Source organism: Variovorax sp. EBFNA2 (genome assembly GCF_033802765.1).
GTDB lineage: Bacteria > Pseudomonadota > Gammaproteobacteria > Burkholderiales > Burkholderiaceae_C > Variovorax > Variovorax paradoxus_H.
This window is the reverse complement of sequence record NZ_CP138496.1, coordinates 3438088-3460548: the sequence shown is the minus strand read 5'-3', so window position 1 is coordinate 3460548 and position 22461 is coordinate 3438088. Positions and strand designations below refer to the sequence as shown.

Sequence of the window (22461 nt, the reverse complement as noted above, 5' to 3'; positions counted from 1 at the left end):
TCAATGATGCAACCACAGCGACAAACGAAAGCCCGCGAATGAAGGTACTGGTGATTGGAGGAGGAGGCCGCGAGCACGCACTGGCGTGGCGGCTGGCGCAGGGCAACCGGGTCAGCCGCGTCTACGTGGCACCCGGCAACGGCGGCACCGTGAGCGACGAACGCTACGACTGCATCGACATCACCGAACCCGCCGCGCTGCGCGAGTGGGCGATGGCCGAGAAAATCGCGCTGACCGTGGTCGGTCCCGAGGGGCCACTGGCGGCCGGCGTGGTGGACGAGTTCCGCGCGCACGGCCTGCGCATCTTCGGCCCGACGCAGGCGGCTGCGCAGCTCGAAAGCTCGAAGGCCTTCTCGAAGGCCTTCATGAAGCGCCACAAGATTCCGACGGCCGAATACGAGGCCTTCACCGACGCAGCCGCGGCCCATGCGTACATCGACGCCAAGGGCGCGCCGATCGTCGTCAAGGCCGACGGCCTGGCCGCCGGCAAGGGCGTGGTGGTCGCCATGACCGCGCAGGAAGCCCACGAAGCCGTCGACTTCATGCTGGTCGACAACAAGTTCGGCGTGTCGCACAACGAGGGCGGCGCGCGCGTCGTCATCGAAGAATTCCTGCAAGGCGAAGAAGCCAGCTTCATCGTGATGTGCGACGGCAAGAACGTCGCCGCGCTCGCCACCAGCCAGGACCACAAGCGACTGCTCGATGGCGACGAAGGCCCGAACACCGGCGGCATGGGGGCGTATTCGCCCGCGCCCGTGGTCACGGCCGAGGTGCATGCGCGCGCGATGCGCGAGATCATCCTGCCGACCATCCGCGGCATGGAAAAGGACGGCATTCCGTTCACCGGCTTCCTCTATGCCGGTCTCATGATCGACGCCAACGGCCAGCCCAAGACGCTCGAATTCAACTGCCGCATGGGCGACCCCGAGACGCAGCCGATCATGATGCGGCTCAAGTCCGACCTGTTCGAGGTGTTCTGGCACGCCACCGACGGCACGCTCGACCAGGTCGAGCTGCAGTGGGACCGTCGCGTGGCGCTCGGTGTGGTGATGGCCGCGCACGGCTACCCGCTGTCGCCGCGCAAGGGCGACCGCATCAGCGGCATCCCGGCCGAGGCGCCCGATGCCGTGGTGTTCCACGCGGGCACCACGCTCGAGAACGGCGAGCTCAAGACCAGCGGCGGCCGCGTGCTCTGCGTGACCGTGCTGGCCGACAGCGTCAAGCAGGCGCAGCAGCGCGCCTACGAAGTCGCGGCACGCGTGCAGTTCGACGGTGCGCAGTACCGCAAGGACATCGGCTACCGCGCCCTGAGCGCGCGCAACACGCCCCAATCCTGATGCCAGCCACCCAGCCGAAGGCGGTCGGCGACTACCTGCGCGGACTGCAGCAATCGATCATCTCGGCGGTCGAGGCGGCGGACGGCGGCAGCGCGGTGCGCGATGCCTGGCAGAAAGAGCCCGGCGAGCCGCTGCAGGGCAGCGGCCTGACCTGCATCCTCGAAGGTGGCGCGCTGTTCGAGCGTGCCGGCGTCGGCTTCTCGCAGGTGCGCGGCGCCAAGCTGCCGCCCTCGGCCACGCAGAACCGCCCCGAGCTGTCGGGCGCGCCGTTCGAGGCCATGGGCGTGTCGCTGGTGTTCCACCCGCGCAATCCGTACGTGCCGATCGTCCATATGAACGTGCGCATGCTGGCCGCGCAACCCGCGGGCGGCGGCGAGCCCGTGTGCTGGTTCGGCGGTGGCATGGACCTCACGCCGTGTTACGGCTTCGAAGAAGACGCGGTGCACTTTCACACCGCGTGCCGCGACGCACTCGCACCCTGTGGCGCCGACAAGTACCCGCGCTTCAAGACCTGGTGCGACGAGTATTTCTTTTTGAAGCACCGCAACGAGCAGCGCGGCATCGGCGGCATCTTTTTCGACGACTTCGCCGACGGCGGCATCGAGAACGGCTTTGCGCTGATCCGCTCGGTCGGCGATGCCTTCCTGCAGGCCTACCTGCCGATCGTCGAGCGTCGCCGCGGCATGCCATACGGCGAGCGCGAACGCGAATTCCAGCTGTACCGGCGCGGACGCTACGTCGAGTTCAACCTCGTGTGGGACCGCGGCACGCACTTCGGCCTGCAGTCGGGCGGACGCACCGAATCGATCCTGCTGTCGATGCCGCCGCTCGCGAGCTGGGCGTATCGGCAAGAGCCCGAAGCGGGCAGCCCCGAAGCCGCGCTGTACAGCGACTTCATCGTGCGCCGGGACTGGGTGTGAGCCCCTCCGGTTCCGCTCTGCGCATCGGCGTCTTCGGCGGGGCCTTCGACCCGCCGCACAACGCGCACGTTGCCTTGGCCGAAGCTGCATTGGCGCAACTCGATCTGACGGAGCTGCACGTCATTCCCACAGGGCAGGCCTGGCACAAGAGCCGCACGCTCACGCCGAAGGAAGACCGCCTCGCGATGGCGCAGCTGGCTTTCGGCAAACTGAAAGGCAAGGTCGTCATCGACAGCCGCGAAGTGTTGCGCGATGGCCCGACCTACACGCTCGACACGCTGCACGAATTGCAGAAAGAGCAACCCGGCGCACAGCTCGTTCTGGTGATGGGCGCCGACCAAGCCAGGGCCTTGCCGACCTGGCACGGCTGGCAGGATATACTCGGCATTGCTATCGTTTCTGTAGCGTATCGCGCACTATCGACGGGTGACGTCACTCGTTTTGATCCGAAACAGCTGCCCGGCCTCCCGGCTGGCGCGCGTTTCGAGGCGCTTGAACTGCCTGCCGCCATGGACACCAGCGCCACCGACATTCGGCGGCGTGTGGCGTCGGGTGTGGACATTTCCTCGCTGGTTCCGCCCACGGTTGCACGCTATATTGACCAACACCACCTCTACCGTTCTGCCTGATGACCACTGAAGCCGCCGCCAAAAAAGACATCCAAAAACTCCAGCGAGCCATCATCGATGGTCTCGAAGACGTCAAGGCGCAGGACATCCAGGTATTCGACACGGAGCACCTCTCGCCGCTGTTCGAGCGCGTGATCGTGGCGTCGGGCACCTCCAACCGCCAGACCAAGGCGCTCGCTTCGAGCGTGCGCGACGCCGTGCGTGAAGCCGGCTTTGCCAAGCCGCGCACCGAGGGCGAGGAAAACGGCGAGTGGATCATCGTGGACTGCGGCGCGGCCGTGGCGCACATCATGCAGCCCGCCATCCGCCAGTACTACCACCTCGAAGAGATCTGGGGCGACAAGCCGGTGCGCGCCAAGCTCGGCGCCACCAAGCCCGCGCTGGCCACCGCGTCGTCCGTGAAGGGCGCCGAAGAGAAGAAGACGGCCGCCGCCAAGACGCCGAGCCTGCGCCGTTCGAGCGCCGCCAAGACCGCAATCCGCGCGGCCGAGCAGGAAGCCAAGGCCGCCAAGGCCCCGGCGAAGCGCGCGCCCGCGAAGAAGACCGCGGGCAAGACCGTCGCCAAGAAGGCGCCTGCGAAGAAGTCCGCCACGGGCACCGCACGCGTGCCGGTGAAGGTTGTCGGCAAGCCGGCTGCCAAGAAGGTCGCTGCAAAGAAGGCGCCGGCCAAGAAGGCACCCGCCCGCCGCGCATGAAGCTGCTGGTGGTCGCCGTCGGGCAGCGCATGCCCGACTGGGCGCAGACTGCCTGGGACGACTACGCCAAGCGCTTCCCGCCCGAGCTCAAGCTCGAGCTGCGCGCCGTCAAGACCGAGCCGCGCGGCTCCAAGACGCTCGAAACGCTGTATGCCGCCGAGCGCGAGCGCATCGAGGGCGCCATCGCCCGCGGCATGCGCATCGTGGTGCTCGACGAGCGCGGCACCGCGCTCACCACCAAGGCGCTGGCCACACGGCTGCAGACCTGGCAGGTCGAGGGCGACGACGTCGCGCTGGTCATCGGCGGCCCCGACGGGCTCGACCCGGCCTTCAAGGCCGCGGCGCACGAACGCATCCGCCTGTCCGACCTGACCCTGCCGCACGCCATGGCGCGCGTGCTGCTGGTCGAACAGCTCTACCGGGCGTGGTCGGTCAACGCGGGCCATCCCTACCACCGGGAATGACCACGGGGCCGGCGGTGGGGCCCACCACGGAGACCTGAACGTGCCTGACTTCATCTACCTCGCGTCGCAAAGCCCGCGTCGCGCCCAATTGCTCGGCCAGCTCGGCGTGCGCCACGAACTCCTGCTGGCCGGCCCCGACGAAGACGCCGAGGCGCTCGAAGCCTTGCTGCCGAACGAGTCGCCGACCGCCTACGTGCAGCGCGTCACCGCCCTCAAGCTCGATGCCGCCGTTGCGCGTCGCAAGCGCCTCGGCCTGGCCGATGCGCCGGTGCTCTGCGCCGACACCACGGTCGCGCTCGGCCGCACCATCCTCGGCAAGCCCGAGGACGCGCGCGACGCCGAACGCATGCTCGCGCACCTGTCCGGCGCCACGCACCGCGTGCTCACCGCCGTCGCGCTGCAACACGGCCGTCGCCGCCATGCGGCGCTGAGCGTGTCGCGCGTGCGCTTCGCCCCACTCACGAAGAAACAGATCGCGGCGTACGCGGCCAGCGGCGAGCCGCTCGGCAAGGCCGGCGCCTATGCGATTCAAGGTGCGGCGGCTGCGTTCGTCGAGCACATCAGCGGCTCCTATTCGGGCATCATGGGACTTCCGATGTTCGAGACCGCGCAGCTGCTTCGTGATGCGCGTCTGGCCGGTTTCAATACTTAAGAATTCCATGCAAGACATCCTGATCAACTGGTCTCCGCAAGAGACCCGTGTGGCGCTGGTCGAGCACGGCGCGGTGCAAGAGCTGCACGTCGAGCGCACGCTCGAGCGCGGGCTGGTCGGCAACATCTACCTGGGCAAGGTCTCGCGCGTGCTGCCGGGCATGCAGTCGGCCTTCATCGACATCGGCCTGGAACGCACCGCCTTCCTGCACGTGGCCGACATCGTCTCGCCGTTCACGCCGGGCTCGCGCCCGAGCGCCACGCCGCCCGAGCGCGACCACCGCAACGGCGGGCCGATGGTGCCCATCGAGAAGCAGGTGTTCGAAGGCCAGTCGCTGCTGGTGCAGGTCATCAAGGACCCGATCGGCACCAAGGGCGCGCGGCTGTCCACGCAGATCAGCATTGCCGGCCGGCTGCTGGTGTTCCTGCCGCAGGACAACCACATCGGCGTGTCGCAGAAGATTCCGCCCGACCAGCGCGAGTCGCTGCGCAACCGCATGCTGGCGCTCATCGAAGCGGCCGCGGCTGCAGAGAGCGGCGGCGTGGTGCCCGTGAACACGGGCGGCTTCATCCTGCGCACCAACGGCGAAGACGCGGCCGACGCCGAGCTGGCCGAAGACATCGCCTACCTGCGCAAGACCTGGACGCGCATCCGCGAGGCCTCGGGCCGGATGCCGGCCATGTCGCTGCTGCACCAGGACCTGAGCCTGCTGCAGCGCGTGCTGCGCGACATGACGAGCGAAGACACGCAGACGATCCGCATCGACTCGCGCGAGCAGTTCGAGGTGCTGCTGAAGTTCGGCCTCGAATTCATGCCCCAGGCGGCCGGCAAGCTGCAGCACTACAAGGGCGAGCGGCCGATCTTCGACCTGTATTCGGTCGACGAAGAAATCGCGAAGGCACTCGGCCGGCGCGTCGACCTGAAGTCGGGCGGCTACCTCGTGGTCGACCAGACCGAGGCGCTGACCACGGTCGACGTGAACACCGGCGGCTTCGTCGGTGCGCGCAATTTCGACGACACCATCTTCAAGACCAACCTCGAGGCCGCACAAGCGATTGCGCGGCAGCTGCGCCTGCGCAACCTGGGCGGGATCATCATCGTCGACTTCATCGACATGGCCCGCGACGACCACCGCGAGCAGGTGCTGGCCGAGTTCCGCAAGCAGCTCGCACGCGACCGCGTGAAGACCACGGCCGGCGGTTTCTCGCAGCTCGGCCTGGTCGAGATGACGCGCAAGCGCACGCGCGAATCGCTGGCCCACATGCTGTGCGAGCCCTGCGTGGCCTGCAGCGGGCAAGGCATCGTGAAGACCGCGCGCAGCGTGGCCTACGACGTGATGCGCGAAATCTTGCGCGAGGCGCGGCAGTTCACGCCGCGCGAGTTCCGCATCGTCTCGTCGCCGCAAGTCATCGAGCTCTTCCTCGACGAGGAGAGCCAGCACCTCGCGGGGCTGAGCGACTTCATCGGCAAGCCGATCTCGCTGCAGTCGGAACCGGCGATCGGGCAGGGGCAGTACGACATCGTGCTGCTATAGCCTGGAGCGTTTGCGGTGGCGTAGGATGTACGGAATTCTGTCCTGAATAAAGGAGCTCCGCATGACCTTCACCGCCGCCGACGTGATCCCGCTGACCCAGGCGCGTGCCAACTTGTCCGAGCTGGCGGACCAGGTGAAGGCGGGTTCCGAAAAGATCATCACCAAGAATGGCGAAAGCTACGTGGCACTGATCGATGCAGCCCGGCTCGACTATTACCACCGTCTGGAACGCGAACGCATTCACCTCGTGCTGATCGATGAGGTCGAGAACGGTTTGGCTGACGTGGCGGCGGGCCGCACGCGCGGCGCACGCGAAGCACTGGGCGAATTGAAGCGGGCAGCAAAAAAATCGCCGGGCGCGAGCGGCAAGGGTCGCTGAGGCGTGGCATCCGCCAAAGCGGTGGTCCGGTTCACTGCGAACTTTGAAACCAATCTGGCGCAGATCGCCGATTTCTGGGGCGCGGCCGGCGCACTGCACGCCTACGAGCAGCTGCTGGAAGCGCTGGGCGATACCGTCATTGGCAATCTGGAGAGCCACCCCCGCATCGGACGCCGGTTCTTCGCGCGCACGGCGCATTCACTCGAGGTTCGCCAGCGCCTCGCGGCGTTGACGCAGCGCCACGACGGCGCGGAGGTGCGCGAATACCTTTCCGGCGATTACCTGCTGCTGTATCGCGTCGCGGACGACAACCACCAGACGACGGTCGACCTCCTGGCCATCCGCCATCACCGGCAGCTGTCTTTCGACTTCGAGGGTTTCTGGCAGGTCAATCGTTCGGAAGACGATTGACGGGGCGTTCAGAGCGTCGGGTCCTGCCCCGGCGCCGCGCTGCGCACCGCCAGCGTCTGCAGCCGTGCATAAAGCCCATCGCGCGACATGAGTTGCTCGTGGCTGCCTTGCTCGGCGATGCGGCCTTGCTCCATCACGATGATGCGGTCGGCATGCTGGATGGTCGACAGGCGGTGCGCCACGATCAGCGTGGTGCGGCCCTGCATCAGGCGCTGCAGGGCGTCCTGCACCAGCCGTTCCGATTCGGTGTCGAGCGCCGACGTGGCTTCGTCGAGCAGCAGCACGGGCGCGTTCTTGTAGAGCGCGCGGGCAATCGCCAGCCGCTGGCGCTGGCCGCCCGACAGCTGCGTGGCGTTGTGGCCGAGCACGGTCTCGATGCCTTGCGGCAGTGTCGCGACATGCGCGCTAAGGTTGGCCGCCTCGAGACACGACTGCACGCGCGCGATGTCGATGTCACCGCCGAGCGCCACGTTGGCGGCGAGCGTGTCGTTGAGCATCACCACGTCCTGGCTCACCATCGCGAACTGGGCGCGCAGGCTCTTGAGCTGCCACTCGCTGGTGTCGTGGCCGTCGAGCAGCACCTGGCCGCCGCTGGGCTGCACGAAGCGCGGCAGCAGGTTGACCAGCGTGGTCTTGCCCGAGCCCGACGGGCCGACGAAAGCAACCACCTGGCCCGGCTCGATGACGAGGTTCACGCCGTCGAGGGCGCGCAGTCCGTCTTCGCCGCGATAGCTGACTTCGACATTGCGCAGCTCGATGTGGCCCTTTGCGTGCTCGATGCGGTAGTCGCCCTGGGATTCCGGTGCCACCTCGTCGATGAGGATCAAGCCGCGCTCGAGCGCCGCCAGGCCGCGTGTGATGGGCCCGGCCACTTCGGCGAGGCGGCGGATCGGCGCGATCAGCATCAGCATGGCCGTGATGTAGGCGACGAAGCCGCCCACCGTGAAGCCCTGCTTGCCGCTTTGCCAGAGCGCGATCATCACCACGATCGACAGCGCCAGCGAAGCCATCATCTGCGTGAGTGGCGTGGTGGCGGCCTGGGCGATGGTGGACTTCACGGCCAGCCGGTTGAGGCGCTGGCTCAGCTGCTCGAAGCGCCGCTCCTGCGCCTGCTCGGCGCCGTGCAGGCGCACCACGCGGTGGGCCAGCACGTTTTCCTCGACCACGTAGGCCAGCTCGTCGGTGGCCTGCTGGCCTTGCTGCGTGAGCTTGTACAGGCGCTTGGAGAACACCTTCATGATCCACGAGATGCTGGGCACCAGGAAGGCCACGATGAGCGTGAGCTTCCAGTTCAGGTAGACCAGGTAGCCCAGCAGCGCAATGAGCGTGAAGCCGTCGCGCGAGAGTCCGAGCAGCGCCTGCACCAGCAGCATGGCGCCGGTCTGCACCTCGTACACCACCGTGTTCGACAGCGCGCTGGCCGACTGCCGCGCGAACAGCGCCAGCTCGGCGCCGAGCAGCCGTTCGAACAGCACGCGGCGCAATTTCTGCATGCCTTCGTTGGCGATGCGCGAGAGTGCGTACTGCGAAATGAACTGCGCGATGCCACGCACCGCGAACAGCAGCAGCACCGCGGCCGGAATGAACCACAGCGGCATCTCGCCGCGCGTGAAGCCCCGGTCGAGCAGCGGCTTGAGCAGGGCGGCCATCAGCGGCTCGGTGAGCGCAGCCAGCAGGGCGCCGATCAGCCCCACGGCCCACCATTGGCGCGAACTGCCGAACCAGGTCATGAGTCGCGCCAGCCGGCGCATGAGGGGAGGGCGGGCGCTCTCGCTGCCGGGGGATGCTTGCATATGGCCGCGGATTTTACGGGGCGGCTCCGGCCGCCTTTCAGAGCCTCTGTAGGACCATTTCGCCGGATAAACGTTTTGTGACGGCGTGTCCAAACCAGTGTGTAACATGTGGCCCGTGAAACGCCGGGGAGAAACTTTTTACCCGGAAACCTCTCCGAACCGCATGAACAAGCCGTTGCCAGATCTTTCCCCAACTCCTTCTTCATCGTTGATTGCGCGCCGCAGCCTCATCGCGGCCCTTGCTGCTTCTCCCATGCTTCCCGCCATGGCCCAGTTCCGGGTCGAGGTCTCGGGCGTGGGGCTGACGCAGCTGCCGATCGCGCTCGTGCCTTTCAGGGGGCAGGACGCCTCGCCCCAGAAGATTTCCGACATCGTCCAGGCCGACCTCGAACGCAGTGGCCAGTTCCGCGGCGTCGATGCCTCGGGCCAGGCGCTCGATGAATCCTCCCGACCCGATCTCGCCCTGTGGCGCCAGCGCACGGCCGATTCGCTCGTCGTGGGCAGCGTCAGCCGGATGGGCGACGGGCGCTACGACGTGCGCTTTCGCCTGTGGGACGTCGTCAAAGACCGCGACCTCGGCGGCCAGAGCTACACCGTGCCGCAGGGCGACCTGCGCCTGGCGGCGCACCGCATCGCCGACTACGTGTACGAGAAGCTGACCGGCGACAAGGGCATCTTCTCGACCCGCATCGCCTACGTCACCAAGGGCGGCAGCCGCTACTCGCTGTGGGTGGCAGACGCCGACGGCGAGAACGCGCAGGCCGCGCTGGCCAGCCCCGAGCCGATCATCTCGCCCTGCTGGTCGTCCAACGGCCAGCAGCTGGCGTATGTGTCCTTCGAGTCGCGCAAGCCCGTGGTCTACGTGCACAACGTGGCCAGCGGCCAGCGCCGGCTGCTCGCCAACTTCAAGGGCTCCAACAGCGCCCCGGCCTGGGCACCCGACGGCCGCTCGCTGGCCGTCACGCTCAGCCGCGACGGCGGCTCGCAGCTGTTCACCATTCCGGCCAGCGGCGGCGAACCGCGCCGCCTCACGCAAAGCTCGAGCATCGACACCGAGCCGGTGTACTCGGCCGACGGCAGCACGATCTACTTCGTGAGCGACCGCGGCGGCGCGCCCCAGATCTACAAGATGGGCGCCGGCGGCGGCAACCCGACCCGGGTCACCTTCAGCGGCACCTACAACATTTCTCCATCTGTCAGCGGCGATGGCCGGTGGTTGGCCTACATCTCGCGGGTCGGCGGTGCGTTCAAACTCCACGTGATGGAGTTGGCCTCCGGCAATGTCGCCGCGATCACCGACACCACGGCCGACGAGAGCCCGAGCTTCGCACCCAACAGCAAGCTGATCGTCTATGCCACGCACCTGCAAGGTCGCGAGGCGCTCATGACGACCACGCTGGACGGAAAAATCAAGGCCCGTTTGGCGGGCCAGGCGGGAGACATCCGCGAACCGGACTGGGGTCCGTTTCAAAAGCAATAAGCATTGACCAGATAAATTTACTTGAGGAGTTCGCACATGTTGAAACGCACCATCTATTCGCTCGCCATCGTGGCGCTCATCGCCGGTTGCTCGTCGGGCACCAAGCTCAACGAAACGCCGGTCTCCGACCGCAGCGGCACGGCCGGCGGCCAGCAGGGCGGCGCTGCCGCCGTGGCGCCCGTGACCATCGACCCGAACGCCAACACGGCGCAAGGTCCGGTCGGCGTCGAGCGCATCGTGTACTTCGACTACGACAGCTACACCGTCAAGCCCGAGTTCCAGTCGGTGATCGACGGCCATGCGCGCTTCCTCAAGGGCGCCACGCAACGTCGCATCTCGATCGAAGGCCACACCGACGAGCGCGGCGGCCGCGAGTACAACCTGGCCCTCGGCCAGAAGCGTTCCGAAGCCGTGCGCCGTGCGCTCACGCTGCTGGGCGTGAACGACAGCCAGATCGAAGCCGTGAGCTTCGGCAAGGAAAAGCCCGCGGCTCAGGGCTCTGGTGAAGAAGTGTGGGCGCAGAACCGCCGCGCTGAAATCCGCTACACCCGGTGATGCAACCACGTGCACTGTGGCGAGGCGCGGCCCTCGCCGCCGCCTTGCTCTGCGCGTCGGCCGGCTCGCAGGCTGCGCTGTTCGAGGACGACGAGGCGCGCCGCGCCATCCTCGACCTGCGCCAGCGCGTCGAAGCCATGCGCCAGCAGACCGACCAGCGCCTGGCCGACGAAAATGGCCAGCTGCGCCGCAGCCTGCTCGACCTGCAAAGCCAGATCGAGCAGATGCGCGGCGAACTGGCGCGCATGACCGGCCAGAACGAGCAGCTCACGCGCACGCTGAGCGAAATGCAGTCGCGCCAGACCACCATCGACGACAAGCTGCGCCAGAACGAGCCTTCCAAGGTCTCGATCGACGGCCGCGAGTTCAACGCCGATCCGAAGGAAAAGGCCGATTTCGAAGCAGCGCTGGGCATCTTCCGCTCAGGCCAGTTCGCACAGGCGCAAACCGCTTTTGCCGAGTTCGTGAAGCGCTACCCGCAAAGCGGCTACAACGCGTCCGCGCTGTTCTGGCTCGGCAATGCGCAGTACGCCACGCGCAACTACAACGAAGCCATCGCCAATTTCCGCTCGATGCTCTCGCTCGCACCCGACCACGCCAAGGCGCCCGAAGCCGTGCTGTCGATCGCGAACTGCCAGATCGAACTGAAAGACACGCGCGCCGCACGTCGCACGCTGGAAGACCTGACCAAGGCCTACCCTCAGTCGGAAGCCGCGCAGGCGGGTCGCGAGCGTCTGTCGCGCCTGCGTTGATGCAATGACCGTTTCAGCGGAGCTGTCCGCTTGAGCGCTTCGCCCGAAGCCTCGTCCCTCCCCATGGCCGCCGCGGATGTCTTGACCGACACCGCGGCGCCTGACTTTGCGCGCCGCTTCGGCGGCCTTGAGCGCCTGTACGGCGTGGCCGGCGCCGCGCGCATCCGCCATGTCCATGTGCTGGTCGTCGGCATCGGCGGCGTGGGTTCGTGGGCGGTCGAGGCGCTGGCACGCAGCGGGGTGGGGCGCCTGACGTTGATTGACCTCGATCACGTGTCGGAGTCGAACATCAACCGCCAGATCCACGCGCTCGATTCGACCGTGGGGCAGGCCAAGGTCGAGGCCATGCGCGAGCGCATCGCGCAGATCAACCCCGAGTGCCAGGTGCTCGCCATCGACGAGTTCGTCGAGCCCGACAACTGGGCGTCGATGCTGGAGACGGCGCAGGCCGCCCATGGGCCGGTCCACGCGGTCATCGACGCGTGCGACCAGGTGAAGGCCAAGCTGGCCATGGCCGCATGGGCGCGCACGGTGTCGCGCAGCACGACGTTCATCACGGTCGGTGCGGCGGGCGGCAAGCGGCAGGCGCACAAGGTCGACATCGACGACCTGTCGCTCGTCACGCACGACCCGCTGCTGGCCCAGCTTCGCCAGCGGCTGCGCAAGCTGCATGGCGCACCGCGCGAAGGCCGCAAGATCGGCGTCACCTGCGTGTTCAGCCGCGAGAGCGTGGCACCGCCCGATGCGTCGTGCCAGATCGATTCGGGCGACGGTTCGCTCAACTGCCACGGCTACGGATCGGTGGTCAGCGTGACCGCCACCTTCGGTCAATGTGCGGCAGGGTGGGTGCTCGACGAAATTGCGAGAAACAGCACGCTATAATCCGAGGCTTTGCCGGATTCAACGTCGGCAAGAAGCAAGAAAAATGGTTCCGGGACGTTAGCTCAGTTGGTAGAGCAGCGGACTTTTAATCCGTTGGTCACTGGTTCGAATCCAGTACGTCCTACCACCGAACCGTGCGATATATAAAAAGCCAGCAATCATCTCTGATCGCTGGCTTTTTCTTTGGCTTAACGCGTTATCGAACGCGCCTTCCAGTGCCGGTCAGACCATCGCAAACCCGCCCGACGCGCCAATCGTCTGCCCCGTGATGAAGAGCGCGCGGTCCGACGCCAGGAAAGCGACCAGGCCCGAAATGTCTTCCGGCCGCGAGAGCCGGCCGACACCCTTCGAGATCGGGTACACGTTCAGCATCTTCCCCAGCCGTTCGTCGTTCTCGACCGTCGCGTGGATGTTGAGCGGTCCGTCCTTGATGCCCGCGTGCGACACCGCACCGAGCGCGACCGAATTCACCGTGATCGCATGCCGACCGTGCTCGCGCGCCAGCGCCTTGCCGAAGCCTGCAATGGCTGCCTTGGCGCCCGAATACACGGCCATGTTGGCCTCGCCGATGCGTCCGGCTTCCGAGATGATGTTGACGATGCGTCCGTGCTTGCGACCGACCATGCCCGGCAGCACGGCGCGGCAGCAGTGCATGGTGCCGTAGACATTGAGGTTGACGATCTTGGCCCAGTCGACCGTGGGCATGTCGAGAAAGGGCGGCGTGCGTCCGCCTTTTTCGCGGCGCTCGGGAATGATGCCGGCGTTGTTCACCAGCACCGTCACGAGTGCGTCGAAGTGCTGCGTGCCTTTCTCGACCATGGCGTCGACTTCTTCCGCGCGCGTGATGTCGGCGGGGGCGGCGAGTGCCTGGCCGCCGGCGTCGGTGATCTCTTTCGCCACCGCCTCGGCGCGTTCCGCGAAGAGGTCGTTGACGATGACGCGCGCGCCTTCGGCTGCGAGTTCGATGCAGATCTGCCGGCCCACGCCCTGGCCGCCGCCGGTGACCAGCGCGACCTGGCCTTCCAATCCGAGTTTCATGTGTTGTTCCTTGAGGGTCGTCGTTCAAAAAATGGGAAAGGTTCAGCGACCGGTGAACACCGGCTTGCGCTTCTCGACGAACGCCCGCATGCCTTCCTTGCGGTCCTCGCTGTCGATGATCATGGCGGCCGCGTAGCGTTCGTACTCGAGGCCTGAGTCGAGGTCGGTCTGCATGCCGCGGTTGATGGCGCGCTTGGCGAAGCGCACCGCGAGCGGCGGGTGCTCGGCGATGCGCTGCGCGAGGGCGAAGGCCTCGGGCATCAGGTCGGCCTGCGGCAGCACGCGGCTCACGATGCCGTAGCGCAGCGCGGTCTCGGCATCGACGAGGTCGGCGGTGAGGATCAACTCCTTGGCGCGCGCCTCGCCGATCAGGCGTGGCAGGCGCTGCGTGCCACCGGCGGCCGGTATCACGCCGAGCTTGATCTCGGGCAGGCCGAAGCGTGCGGTGTCCGAGGCGATGCGGATGTCGCAGCACAGCGCGATCTCCAGGCCTCCGCCGAGCGCCACGCCGTTGATCGCGGCGATCACCGGTTTCTCGAACTCCTCGATGTTGCGGAACAGGTCGTGCGTGGCTTTCTGGGCGACGAAGTACGCGGTGCCGGTGGCCTGGCTGCCGGCGCGTTCCTTGATGTCGGCGCCGGCGCAGAAGGCACGGTCGCCGCTGCCGGTGACAAGCACCGCGCGCACGCGGTCGTCGGCACGGGCGTACTCGAAGAAGGCGCGCGCGAGGTCGGGCTTCATCGAGCCGCCGAGCGTGTTCATGCGGTCCGGGCGGTTGAGTGTGACGATGGCGACGTTGTCGCGCACCTCGTACTGCAGCGTTTCCAGCGGGGGATGGGGTGTGGTGGTCATGGGCGTGAGGTGTCTTCCTGTGTCGTGTGCATTCAGGCCTGTGCCGCGGACAGCACGTGCGCAATGGCCACCGAGCCGAGGCCGATCATGTGAGCCATGCCCCAGCGTGCGTTCGGGTGCTGGCGGCCTTCGGCCTCGCCGCGGATCTGGCGCGTGATCTCCGCGATCTGTCCGATGCCGGTCGGCCCGAGCGGGTGGCCCATGCCGATCAGCCCGCCCGAGGCGTTGATGGCGCAGCGCCCGCCGATCTGCGAGTCGCCGCGCTCAAGGTACGCCGCGCCTTCGCCGGGCGCGCACACGCCGACCGCTTCGCTGTAGAGCAGTTCTTCCACGGAGAAGGCGTCGTGCAGCTCGAGCAGGTCGAGCTGCGTGGCGCCAATGCCGGCGGCCTCCAGCGCAGCCTGCGCGCTGCTGCGCACGAGGTCGATGGGGCCTTGGCCGTACGTGGTTTCGTCGCGCTCGCTGTTGGCGAACGAGGCGCGCACGCGCACGCAGCGCTTCGGGTCCAGGCCCAGGCGTTTCAGCGCGCGGCCCGACACCAGCAGCGTGGCCGCCGCGCCTTCGCCGCGCGGGCAGCACTGCTGCACCGTGAGGTCGCCCGCGACCTTCGGCGAGGCGAGCACCTGTTCGAGCGTGCGCGGCTTGCGGAATTGCGCGTACGGGTTGCGTGAAGCATTGGCGTGGTTCTTCACCGCGACCTTCGCCATCGACGCCATGCCGGCGCCGCGTTCGCGCAGGTAGCTGCGCGCCATCAGCGCGAACTTCACGGCCGGGATGGTGGCGGTGTCGCTCAGGCGTTCAAGGCCGTCCTTGTTGGCGGCGCGGCGGCCGTCGCCGTGCTTGTCGACGCCCATCGCCAGCACCACGTCACTGATGCCGTGTGCCACTTCCATGCAGGCCTGGCGAAAGGCGAAGGAGCCCGAAGCCGAGGCGTTCTCGACCTGCGTGACCGAGAGGCCGGTCGAACCCAGGTGGCGGAACATCACGCGGCCCGCGGCCATGCCGATGGAGGTGGTGCCGACATATGCGCTTTGCACCTGCTTCCAGTCCAGCCCCGCGTCGGCCAGCGCTCCGCGCACCGCCGCGAGGCCGAGGTGGGTGTAGGGCGTGTCGCTCGGGAACTGGTACGGATGCAGGCCGATGCCCGCGACGTAGACGCCGTCGCTGCCGTCGAGCCAGTTGCTGTTGGTGTTGCTGCTCATCGCGCAGCCTCCTGTGCAGGCACGAACGTGCAGCCGTAGCTGTCGCCCGACGCCAGCGGCGCGGCCACCGCCCGCAGGGCCATGCCGGGGTGCAACGCGCTTTCGTCATCGACGGCGATCACGCCTTCTTCCACCACCTGTTCTGCGATGCGGATGTCGCCCGCGATGCTCGGCGCGGGCATGCCCGGAACGAGCGGCACATGCAGCGTCACGTATTCGAGCAGCGTGCCGCCGCCGGGGCGTGCCACCTGTTCGGCGTCGGCCGTCGGGTGGCCGCAGTGCATGCAGCCCGGCGCATTGGCCGGAAAGCTCAGCGCGTGGCAGGCGGGGCACTGCGTGAAGAGAAAGTCGAGCGAACGGCCGTCCGCGGCCAATCGGTAGAGCGAAGGCCGCTGCGGCTTCATTGAAGTCAGGTCTTGGGTCATGGGTGTCGGAAGAAGGGGAAAACGCAGACTCATTCCAGCTTGGCGCCGGATGCCTGGACGACGTAGCGCCAGCGGACCATTTCTGTCTTGACGAACTCGCCGAGCTTGGCGTCGCGCAGGTCCTTGAGCGGCACGCTGCCGAATTTCTCGGTCACCTGCAGCATTTCGGGGTCGACGATGGCCTGCGCGATCGCATCGCCCAGGCGCTTGGCGATCTCGGGCGGTGTCTTGGCGGGCAGAAACACCGCGCTCCAGGCGCTCGATTCGGCCTTGGGAAAACCAAGCTCGCCCACGGCTGGAATCTCGGGCGCGGCGGTGAGCCGGCCCTTGCCGGTCACGGCCAGCGGCTTGAGCTTGCCGGCCTTGACGAAGGGCATCACGACCACCGGGTAGTCGAACATCAGGTCGAGGTTGCCGGCCATCAGGTCGGTGAGGGCGGGGCTGCTGCCCTTGTAGGGCACGTGGGTCATCTTGGTGCCGGTGGCGACCTGGAACAGCTCCGCCGTCAGGTGCGTGCCAGTGCCCGGGCCGGCCGAGCCGAAGTTGAGTTTGCCGGGGTGGGCCTTGGCGTAGGCGATGAGCTCGGGCACCGTCTTGAAGGGCCGCGCGGGGTTGATCACCAGGATCAGCGGCGTTTCCGACATCGCATGCACCGGCACGAAGTCTTTCACCGGGTCGTAGCGGATGTTCTTGTACAGCGCGAGGTTGGCGGCCTGCGTGCCCTGGGTGCCGTAGATCATGGTGTAACCGTCGGGCGGCTGGCGCGAGGCCGCCTCCACGCCGATCGAGCCGCCGGCGCCCGGCCGGTTGTCGACCACCACCGGCTGGCCCAGCTTGTCGCCCAGGATCTTCGCCAGCAGCCGGGAGGTGTTGTCCGTGATGCCGCCGGGCGTGAACGGCACGACGAAGGTGATCGGTCGCGTCGGCCAGGCCTCGCCGGCCGCGTGCGCGGCGCTCATTCCCAGCGATCCCAGCGTTGCGGCCACGGTGCAAAGGCTGCCGAGCGCCCGTTTCCAGAACTTGTCCATGCATGTCTCCAGTTGGTTTTTGGCTTCTGATTCCTACGAGCAATCGCAATATACTTCGATTGATCGTAGAAAAACAAGAGAGGATGTGCCGATGAGTTTCAGCACGCATCGCTGGAAACTAAGGAAACGGAAGGGAAGAGATTCCTTCATCGCTCCGCTAATATTCGTGCTTGTCTACGAAATATCGGAGGAAATATGCCAACCCTAGTCCCCGCCGCCGCCCGCACCATGTCCTTGCTCGAACTGTTCGCCCGCGAGAAGCGAGAGCTGTCCAACTCGGACCTCGCGCGCCTCATGGACCTGCCCGAGAGCAGTTGCTCCGACCTGCTGCACACGCTGCATGAGCTCGGCTACCTGCTGCGCACCGCGCGCAGCCGGCGCTTCTATCCGACGGCGCGGCTGCTGTCGGTGGCGAAAGAAATCTCTGCGAGCGATCCGCTCTACGCCGTGGCCTCCGAAGCCGCCGAGCTGCTGCGCGACAAGACCGGCGAGACCGGCCTGTGCGGCCGTGTCGAAGGCGGCGTGGTCAAGGTGCTGGCCTTCACCGAAGGGCGGCATCCGCTGCGCTACATGCAGAACGTCGGCGACAAGCTGAGCCTGCACGTGTCGGCGCTGGGCAAGGCCATCCTGGCGCTCGGCACGCCCGAAGAAGCGGCGCGGCAGCTGCGGCTCAAGCCGCTGCGCAAGATCGCCGAAGGCACCATCGTCGACCTCGCCGTGCTCGAGGCGCAGGTCGAGCAGACGCGCGCGCAAGGCTGGATCTGGGTCGAGAACGAGGGCGGCGACGGCCTCTCGGCGCTCGCCGTTGCGGGCTACGTGGGCGGCGAGCCCATGGCGCTGTCGGTGGCCGGGCCCACCGACCGCCTGCGCCAGCAGCGCGAACCTTTTCTTGCGGCCCTGCAGGAAGTGCAGGCCCTCGTTTTTCGTCCACGCAACGCCAAGGACCCCGCCACGCCGTAGCGCGTGCGGGGCGTGGCGCGCGCTCTTTTTCTTCTTCCCAACCTCCAGGAGACCTCTCGATGAATTTCACCCCGGACGCCGACCAGGCACTGCTGCGCGACAGCATTCGCCGCTTCATGAAAAGCGAGGTGACGCCGCTCATCGCGAAGCACGACGTCGAGAAGACCTTTCCTTTCGAGATCCTGAAGGGGCTGGCGCAGTTCGGCTACATCGGCGGGCGCCTGCCGGAGTCCGAAGGCGGCATGGGCATGGACCAGCTCACCTGGGCCCTGCTCATGGAAGAGGCCGGCTACGCCTGGCTGTCGCTGCGCACCATGCTCAACATCACGAACGGCCCGATCCACAAGATCGCGTCGGAAGGCACGCCCGAGCAGAAGGAGCGCTTTCTCAAGCCGCTGCTGGCCTCGCAGCGCCGCTGCTTCACCGCCATCAGCGAGCCCGGCACGGGCTCCAACATCGCGCAGGTCCAGACCCGCGCCGACCTGAAGGACGACCACTACGTGCTCAGCGGCCGCAAGCTGTGGATCACCAACGGCGCCTTCGCCGACTTCGGCATCGTGGTCGCGCGCACCTTCAGCCCCGACTGCCAGGGCCAGCTGTCGACCTTCCTGGTCGAGCGCGACATCTCGCCCTACGAGGTGCGCCGCGTCGACACCATGGTGCTGCGCAGCACCGGCACCGCCGAACTGCACTTCGACAACGTGAAGGTGCCGCGCGCCAACCTGCTGGGCGAGGAGGGCAGCGCGCTCAAGCGCATGCTGGTGGGCCTGGACAGTGCACGCGTCAACATCGCGATGGGCGCGGTCGGCGCGGCGCAATCGGCGCTCGACCTGTCGATCGACTACGCGCGCACGCGCACCCAGTTCGGCAAGCCCATCGGCAGCTTCCAGCTGGTGCAGAAACTCATCGTCGACATGACGGTGCGCGTGGAGGCCGCGCGCGCGCTCGGCCTGCGCGCCGCCGCCGCGCTCGATGCCCAGCACGATGCGCGCATGGCCTGCTCCATCGCCAAGCTGTACGCCACCGAGGCGGCGCACGAGGTGGCGAGCATGGCGCTGCAGGTGCACGGCGGCCTGGGCTACTCGACCGACTACCCGATCGAGCGCATCTTCCGCGACACGCGCGGCGGCACCATTCCCGAAGGCACGACCGAGGTGCAGACCCTGATCGTCGGGCGCGAGATCCTCGGCATCTCGGCCATTGCGTGACGCGGCAAGGAACACGCACCATGGAGAAACGCACCCACAACACCCCGGCCGACCTGTCGCGCCTCATCAACCCGCGTTCCATCGCACTCGTCGGTGCGTCCGACCGCGAAGGCAGCATCGGCGAACGCACACTCACCAACCTGCTCACGCACTCGGCGTTCGGCGGCGAGGTCTACCTCGTCAATCCGACGAAGCCCGAGATTCGTGGCCGGCGCTGCTGGCCCAGCGTGGCCGCGCTGCCCGATACGCCCGACGTGGCCGTCGTCGCCGTGCCCGCGAGCGGCGTGCTCACGGTCATCGAGGAATGCGCCGCGCGCGGCGTGGCCTTCGCGGTGATCCTGAGCTCGGGCTTCGGCGAAGCCGGCGCCGAGGGCGAGCGCGAACAGCAGCGCATGAAGGAGATCGCCGAGCGCAGCGGCCTGCGCCTGTACGGTCCCAACTGCCCGGGGCTCACCAACGTCAACGGCCGCCTGGGCCTGACCTTCTCGCCCTCGTTCCCGCACGACCTGGTGCAGGGCCCCATCGGCCTGGCGACGCAGGGCGGCGGCCTCGGGCGCAACGTCATGCAGGCCATGGAGCGCGGCATCGGCATCGGCCTGTGGGCCTCGACCGGCAACGAGGTCGACCTGCAGGTGGCCGACTTCATCCACTACATGGCGGACGCGCCCGACATCAAGGTCATCGTCACCTTGCTCGAGGGCATCAAGGACGGCCCGAAGTTCGTGGCGGCGGTGCAGCGCGCGGCGGCCAACGGCAAGCCGGTGATCGGGTTGAAGGTCGGCAAGTCGGAGTACGGCCGGCGCGCGGCGCAGTCGCACACCGCCTCGCTCACGGGCTCGGCCGAAGTCAACAGCGCGGTGTTCCGCCAGTTCGGCGTGATCGAGGTCGACGATATCGACGAGCTGGTCGACACCGCCTGGCTGTTCGCCCGCGCCATGCCGGGCGCGCAGGAGGCGCTGGGCATCTATTGCTCGTCGGGCGGTACGGCAGCGCTCGCGGCCGATGCCGTGGGCTCGGCCGGGCTCACGCTCGCCACCTTCACGCCCGAGACCACGGCGGTGCTGCGCGCCAAGCTGCCGGATTACGCGGCCATCGACAACCCGGTCGACACCACCGCCATGGTGCTGAGCGACAAGACCGTGGTGGAAACCACGCTCGGCTGCGTGGCCAACGACGCGAACCTGGGCCTGACCATCGTGCCGATCGCGCTCGACTACGGCGAGACGACCACGCGCATGGCCGACAACATCATCAATGCGCAGAAAGGCTGCGCTGCGCCGATCGTGCCGATCTGGATGAGCGACCGCCTCGGCGAGGGCTACCAGCGGCTGGTGGCCGCAGGGTTCGCACCCCCGCGCTCGGTGGGCAAGGCGATCTCGGCCATCCAGCGCTGGGTCGACTACGGGCGCTGGAAGCGTGCGAATCCCGACATCCAGCCGGTCGCGCTGCCGCCGCTGGCCGCACCGCTCGGCGAAGGCGCCACGCGCAGCCTCTCTGAAGCGCAGGCCAAGCAGCAGCTGCGCGACGCGGGCATCGCCTTGCTGCCGAACGCGCTGGCTACAACCGCCGAGGAGGCGCGCGCACAGGCTGATCGCATGGGCTTCCCCGTGGTCGCCAAGATCGCGAGCCAGCAGATCGTGCACAAGTCCGACATCGGCGGCGTGCAGGTCGGCCTGCAGGATGCGGCACAGGTGGCCGCGGCGTGGCGCGACATCATGGCCTCTGTGGCGAAGCACCAGCCCGAGGCCGCCATCGACGGCCTGCTGATCGAGAAGATGGCGCCGCGCGGCGGTGTCGAACTGATGATCGGCGTGACGCGCGACCCGGTGTTCGGCCATGTGATGACCTTCGGCCTCGGCGGCATCTATGTCGAGATCTTCCGCGACGTCACGCGCCGGCTGCTGCCCATCGGACCGCGCGACGCGGCGGCGATGGTGCGCGAGATGCGGTGTTTTCCGCTGCTCGACGGCGCGCGCGGCCGGCCCGCGGCCGACGTGACCGCGCTCGAGGCGCTGCTCGTGCGCATCTCCGACTTCGTGGTGCGCCACGCGGACCGCATCGAGGAGATGGACCTGAACCCGGTCTGGGTCGGCGCGAAGGGCGAGGGCGCGATGCCGCTCGATGCCGTGATCATCGAGCGCGTGGAGCAGGGCGCATGAGCAGCGCCAGCGTGCAGCAGCCGCCGCTGGCCGGCATCACCGTCGTCGATTTCAGCGAGCTGCTGCCCGGCCCCTTCTTCACGCAGAGCCTGGCCGAGCTGGGCGCGCGCGTGATCAAGATCGAGCGCCCGCCCGGCGGCGACAACGTGCGTCGCATGGGCCCCGGTGTGTTCGAGGCGGTCAACCGCGGCAAGCAGAGCCTGCTGGCCGACCTGAAGGACGACGCGCAGCGCTCAGAGGTGCGCGCGCTCATCGCCACCGCTGACGTGGTGGTCGAGTCGTACCGGCCCGGCGTGATGGCGCGCCTGGGGCTCGACGCGGCCAGCTTGCGGGCAGACTTTCCGCGCCTCGTGTACGTGTCGCTGAGCGGTTATGGGCAGACCGGGCCGTGGGCCGACCTGCCGGGCCACGACATCAACTATCTGGCCGCGGCCGGCGTGCTGGCCGTGTCGGGCGTGCCCGATGGCGGGCCGGCGCAGAGCTTCGGCCTGCCGGTGGCGGACCTGTGCGGCGCGATGTATGCGCTGTCGTCCACGCTCGCCGCGCTGTACCAGCGCCAGCACACGGGCCAGGGGCAGCACCTGGACGTGGCGCTGGCCGACTGCGCGCTGCACTGGATGAACCCGCGCGTCGGCGCCTGGCGTGAGGCCGGCGCGCACAGCCTCGACGCGCAGCGCGAAGCCACGCTGGTCAAGACGGCCTACGGCGCGTTCGCGTGCCGCGACGGGCGGCATGTGTCCATCGCCGCGCTCGAAGACCACTTCTGGGTCCGCCTGTGCGAAGCGCTCGACCTGGCGCCCTACGGCGGCGAGGCCTTCCGCGCGATGAAGGCACGCAAGTCCGTGGCAGGCGTCATCAACGCACGCATCGCCGAAGCGCTTGCGGATCGCGACGCGGACGAGGTCTTCGCGCTGCTGCAAAGGCACGACGTGCCCGCCGCGCCGGTGGTCGAACCCTCGCGCGTTGCCGCGTTGCCGCAGTTCGCGCAGCGCGACAAGTTCGAGGCCGGCGACGTGCTGCCCGTGGCGCGCTATCCGGTGCCCATGGCCGGTGTGCAACCCGGCCGACTCGGCGGCGCACCGGCCCTCGACAGCGCACGGAACTGA

23 protein-coding genes and 1 tRNA gene are annotated in these 22461 nt (G+C 67.8%); 18 read left to right on the top strand and 6 right to left on the bottom strand.

All coding sequences use genetic code 11. The annotated features are described in order from the left end of the window. Nucleotides 1-38 precede the first annotated feature (38 nt). The 9 genes from purD (at nucleotide 39) to RZE79_RS16145 (ending at nucleotide 7021) form a co-directional block, all read left to right on the top strand. Nucleotides 39-1337: a phosphoribosylamine--glycine ligase gene (gene purD / locus RZE79_RS16185; RefSeq protein ID WP_319355402.1), complete on the top strand. Its 1299-nt coding sequence runs from the start codon at nucleotides 39-41 to the stop codon at nucleotides 1335-1337. After that, the gene (gene hemF, locus RZE79_RS16180) at nucleotides 1337-2257 is read left to right on the top strand and encodes an oxygen-dependent coproporphyrinogen oxidase (RefSeq protein ID WP_319355401.1); all 921 of its coding nucleotides are present in this window, start codon (nucleotides 1337-1339) and stop codon (nucleotides 2255-2257) included. Before purD ends, hemF begins: the two co-directional genes overlap by 1 nt. After that, nucleotides 2254-2886, top strand: coding sequence for a nicotinate (nicotinamide) nucleotide adenylyltransferase (nadD, locus tag RZE79_RS16175; protein WP_319355400.1), 633 nt, complete (start codon nucleotides 2254-2256; stop codon nucleotides 2884-2886). Before hemF ends, nadD begins: the two co-directional genes overlap by 4 nt. Next, the gene (gene rsfS / locus RZE79_RS16170) at nucleotides 2886-3581 is read left to right on the top strand and encodes a ribosome silencing factor (protein WP_319355399.1); all 696 of its coding nucleotides are present in this window, start codon (nucleotides 2886-2888) and stop codon (nucleotides 3579-3581) included. The genes nadD and rsfS overlap by 1 nt, the downstream gene beginning before the upstream one ends. After that, nucleotides 3578-4045 carry a 23S rRNA (pseudouridine(1915)-N(3))-methyltransferase RlmH gene (rlmH, locus tag RZE79_RS16165; RefSeq protein ID WP_062470115.1) on the top strand — a complete coding sequence of 156 codons (468 nt, stop codon included), beginning with the start codon at nucleotides 3578-3580 and terminating at the stop codon, nucleotides 4043-4045. Before rsfS ends, rlmH begins: the two co-directional genes overlap by 4 nt. Nucleotides 4046-4085: 40 nt before the next feature. After that, the gene (locus tag RZE79_RS16160; protein ID WP_319355398.1) at nucleotides 4086-4697 is read left to right on the top strand and encodes a nucleoside triphosphate pyrophosphatase; all 612 of its coding nucleotides are present in this window, start codon (nucleotides 4086-4088) and stop codon (nucleotides 4695-4697) included. Beyond that, nucleotides 4669-6231 (top strand): ribonuclease G, encoded by a 1563-nt coding sequence (gene rng / locus RZE79_RS16155; protein WP_373696573.1) that lies wholly within the window; start codon nucleotides 4669-4671, stop codon nucleotides 6229-6231. The genes RZE79_RS16160 and rng overlap by 29 nt, the downstream gene beginning before the upstream one ends. Nucleotides 6232-6292: 61 nt before the next feature. After that, a complete protein-coding gene (locus RZE79_RS16150; RefSeq protein WP_319355397.1) occupies nucleotides 6293-6610 on the top strand; it encodes a type II toxin-antitoxin system Phd/YefM family antitoxin in 318 nt (105 codons plus the stop codon). 3 nt (nucleotides 6611-6613) lie between these two features. Then, a complete protein-coding gene (locus tag RZE79_RS16145) occupies nucleotides 6614-7021 on the top strand; it encodes a type II toxin-antitoxin system RelE/ParE family toxin (RefSeq protein WP_319355396.1) in 408 nt (135 codons plus the stop codon). Nucleotides 7022-7029: 8 nt separating this feature from the next. On the opposite strand, the gene msbA is transcribed toward RZE79_RS16145, so the two are convergent. Further along, nucleotides 7030-8814 carry a lipid A export permease/ATP-binding protein MsbA gene (gene msbA, locus RZE79_RS16140; protein ID WP_319355395.1) on the bottom strand — a complete coding sequence of 595 codons (1785 nt, stop codon included), beginning with the start codon at nucleotides 8812-8814 and terminating at the stop codon, nucleotides 7030-7032. A 253-nt stretch (nucleotides 8815-9067) separates the two neighbouring features. Between msbA and tolB the strand changes: the two genes are divergently transcribed. From tolB to RZE79_RS16115, 5 genes are all read left to right on the top strand, one after another. After that, nucleotides 9068-10294, top strand: a complete 1227-nt coding sequence (gene tolB / locus RZE79_RS16135) for a Tol-Pal system beta propeller repeat protein TolB (protein WP_319355394.1) — start codon at nucleotides 9068-9070, stop codon at nucleotides 10292-10294. A 36-nt stretch (nucleotides 10295-10330) separates the two neighbouring features. After that, entirely contained in the window at nucleotides 10331-10849 is a 519-nt protein-coding gene (gene pal, locus RZE79_RS16130; RefSeq protein ID WP_153284126.1) for a peptidoglycan-associated lipoprotein Pal, read from the top strand. Next, on the top strand, nucleotides 10849-11601 hold the full coding sequence (ybgF, locus tag RZE79_RS16125) for a tol-pal system protein YbgF (protein ID WP_153284127.1): 753 nt from the start codon (nucleotides 10849-10851) through the stop codon (nucleotides 11599-11601). The genes pal and ybgF overlap by 1 nt, the downstream gene beginning before the upstream one ends. A gap of 63 nt (nucleotides 11602-11664) precedes the next feature. Continuing rightward, nucleotides 11665-12483 (top strand): tRNA threonylcarbamoyladenosine dehydratase, encoded by an 819-nt coding sequence (locus RZE79_RS16120; protein WP_319361202.1) that lies wholly within the window; start codon nucleotides 11665-11667, stop codon nucleotides 12481-12483. Nucleotides 12484-12534: 51 nt separating this feature from the next. Then, nucleotides 12535-12610, top strand: a tRNA-Lys gene (locus RZE79_RS16115). 95 nt (nucleotides 12611-12705) lie between these two features. On the opposite strand, the gene RZE79_RS16110 is transcribed toward RZE79_RS16115, so the two are convergent. From RZE79_RS16110 to RZE79_RS16090, 5 genes are read right to left on the bottom strand one after another with little or no spacing between them, the layout of a single operon-like run. After that, entirely contained in the window at nucleotides 12706-13521 is an 816-nt protein-coding gene (locus RZE79_RS16110; RefSeq protein WP_319355393.1) for an SDR family NAD(P)-dependent oxidoreductase, read from the bottom strand. A gap of 42 nt (nucleotides 13522-13563) precedes the next feature. Then, nucleotides 13564-14373: an enoyl-CoA hydratase-related protein gene (locus RZE79_RS16105; protein ID WP_319355392.1), complete on the bottom strand. Its 810-nt coding sequence runs from the start codon at nucleotides 14371-14373 to the stop codon at nucleotides 13564-13566. 32 nt (nucleotides 14374-14405) lie between these two features. Next, entirely contained in the window at nucleotides 14406-15575 is a 1170-nt protein-coding gene (locus RZE79_RS16100; protein ID WP_319355391.1) for a thiolase family protein, read from the bottom strand. Continuing rightward, nucleotides 15572-16000 carry an OB-fold domain-containing protein gene (locus tag RZE79_RS16095; RefSeq protein ID WP_319355390.1) on the bottom strand — a complete coding sequence of 143 codons (429 nt, stop codon included), beginning with the start codon at nucleotides 15998-16000 and terminating at the stop codon, nucleotides 15572-15574. Before RZE79_RS16095 ends, RZE79_RS16100 begins: the two co-directional genes overlap by 4 nt. A gap of 29 nt (nucleotides 16001-16029) precedes the next feature. Beyond that, nucleotides 16030-17028, bottom strand: a complete 999-nt coding sequence (locus tag RZE79_RS16090; protein ID WP_319355389.1) for a tripartite tricarboxylate transporter substrate binding protein — start codon at nucleotides 17026-17028, stop codon at nucleotides 16030-16032. Nucleotides 17029-17223: 195 nt separating this feature from the next. Here RZE79_RS16090 and RZE79_RS16085 point away from each other — a divergent pair, with 195 nt between their 5' ends. The 4 genes from RZE79_RS16085 to RZE79_RS16070 are packed head-to-tail and all read left to right on the top strand — an operon-like array spanning nucleotide 17224 to nucleotide 22461. Then, nucleotides 17224-17988, top strand: a complete 765-nt coding sequence (locus RZE79_RS16085) for an IclR family transcriptional regulator (RefSeq protein ID WP_319355388.1) — start codon at nucleotides 17224-17226, stop codon at nucleotides 17986-17988. 59 nt (nucleotides 17989-18047) lie between these two features. Further along, nucleotides 18048-19196, top strand: coding sequence for an acyl-CoA dehydrogenase family protein (locus tag RZE79_RS16080; protein WP_319355387.1), 1149 nt, complete (start codon nucleotides 18048-18050; stop codon nucleotides 19194-19196). Between the two features lie 20 nt (nucleotides 19197-19216). Further along, on the top strand, nucleotides 19217-21355 hold the full coding sequence (locus RZE79_RS16075) for an acetate--CoA ligase family protein (RefSeq protein WP_319355386.1): 2139 nt from the start codon (nucleotides 19217-19219) through the stop codon (nucleotides 21353-21355). Beyond that, nucleotides 21352-22461, top strand: coding sequence for a CaiB/BaiF CoA-transferase family protein (locus RZE79_RS16070; protein WP_319355385.1), 1110 nt, complete (start codon nucleotides 21352-21354; stop codon nucleotides 22459-22461). The genes RZE79_RS16075 and RZE79_RS16070 overlap by 4 nt, the downstream gene beginning before the upstream one ends.

What these genes read in the sequence shown, in the direction of transcription:
- ybgF (WP_153284127.1), top strand. Translation starts at nt 10,849, where the DNA reads ATGCAACCACGTGCACTGTGGCGAGGCGCGGCCCTCGCCGCCGCCTTG.
- RZE79_RS16100 (WP_319355391.1), bottom strand. Translation starts at nt 15,575, where the DNA reads ATGAGCAGCAACACCAACAGCAACTGGCTCGACGGCAGCGACGGCGTC.
- RZE79_RS16150 (WP_319355397.1), top strand. Translation starts at nt 6,293, where the DNA reads ATGACCTTCACCGCCGCCGACGTGATCCCGCTGACCCAGGCGCGTGCC.
- RZE79_RS16110 (WP_319355393.1), bottom strand. Translation starts at nt 13,521, where the DNA reads ATGAAACTCGGATTGGAAGGCCAGGTCGCGCTGGTCACCGGCGGCGGC.
- hemF (WP_319355401.1), top strand. Translation starts at nt 1,337, where the DNA reads ATGCCAGCCACCCAGCCGAAGGCGGTCGGCGACTACCTGCGCGGACTG.
- purD (WP_319355402.1), top strand. Translation starts at nt 39, where the DNA reads ATGAAGGTACTGGTGATTGGAGGAGGAGGCCGCGAGCACGCACTGGCG.
- msbA (WP_319355395.1), bottom strand. Translation starts at nt 8,814, where the DNA reads ATGCAAGCATCCCCCGGCAGCGAGAGCGCCCGCCCTCCCCTCATGCGC.
- tolB (WP_319355394.1), top strand. Translation starts at nt 9,068, where the DNA reads ATGCTTCCCGCCATGGCCCAGTTCCGGGTCGAGGTCTCGGGCGTGGGG.
- RZE79_RS16085 (WP_319355388.1), top strand. Translation starts at nt 17,224, where the DNA reads ATGCCAACCCTAGTCCCCGCCGCCGCCCGCACCATGTCCTTGCTCGAA.
- RZE79_RS16075 (WP_319355386.1), top strand. Translation starts at nt 19,217, where the DNA reads ATGGAGAAACGCACCCACAACACCCCGGCCGACCTGTCGCGCCTCATC.
- rsfS (WP_319355399.1), top strand. Translation starts at nt 2,886, where the DNA reads ATGACCACTGAAGCCGCCGCCAAAAAAGACATCCAAAAACTCCAGCGA.
- pal (WP_153284126.1), top strand. Translation starts at nt 10,331, where the DNA reads ATGTTGAAACGCACCATCTATTCGCTCGCCATCGTGGCGCTCATCGCC.
- RZE79_RS16120 (WP_319361202.1), top strand. Translation starts at nt 11,665, where the DNA reads ATGGCCGCCGCGGATGTCTTGACCGACACCGCGGCGCCTGACTTTGCG.
- rlmH (WP_062470115.1), top strand. Translation starts at nt 3,578, where the DNA reads ATGAAGCTGCTGGTGGTCGCCGTCGGGCAGCGCATGCCCGACTGGGCG.
- RZE79_RS16080 (WP_319355387.1), top strand. Translation starts at nt 18,048, where the DNA reads ATGAATTTCACCCCGGACGCCGACCAGGCACTGCTGCGCGACAGCATT.
- rng (WP_373696573.1), top strand. Translation starts at nt 4,669, where the DNA reads ATGCGCGTCTGGCCGGTTTCAATACTTAAGAATTCCATGCAAGACATC.
- RZE79_RS16095 (WP_319355390.1), bottom strand. Translation starts at nt 16,000, where the DNA reads ATGACCCAAGACCTGACTTCAATGAAGCCGCAGCGGCCTTCGCTCTAC.
- RZE79_RS16090 (WP_319355389.1), bottom strand. Translation starts at nt 17,028, where the DNA reads ATGGACAAGTTCTGGAAACGGGCGCTCGGCAGCCTTTGCACCGTGGCC.
- RZE79_RS16105 (WP_319355392.1), bottom strand. Translation starts at nt 14,373, where the DNA reads ATGACCACCACACCCCATCCCCCGCTGGAAACGCTGCAGTACGAGGTG.
- RZE79_RS16070 (WP_319355385.1), top strand. Translation starts at nt 21,352, where the DNA reads ATGAGCAGCGCCAGCGTGCAGCAGCCGCCGCTGGCCGGCATCACCGTC.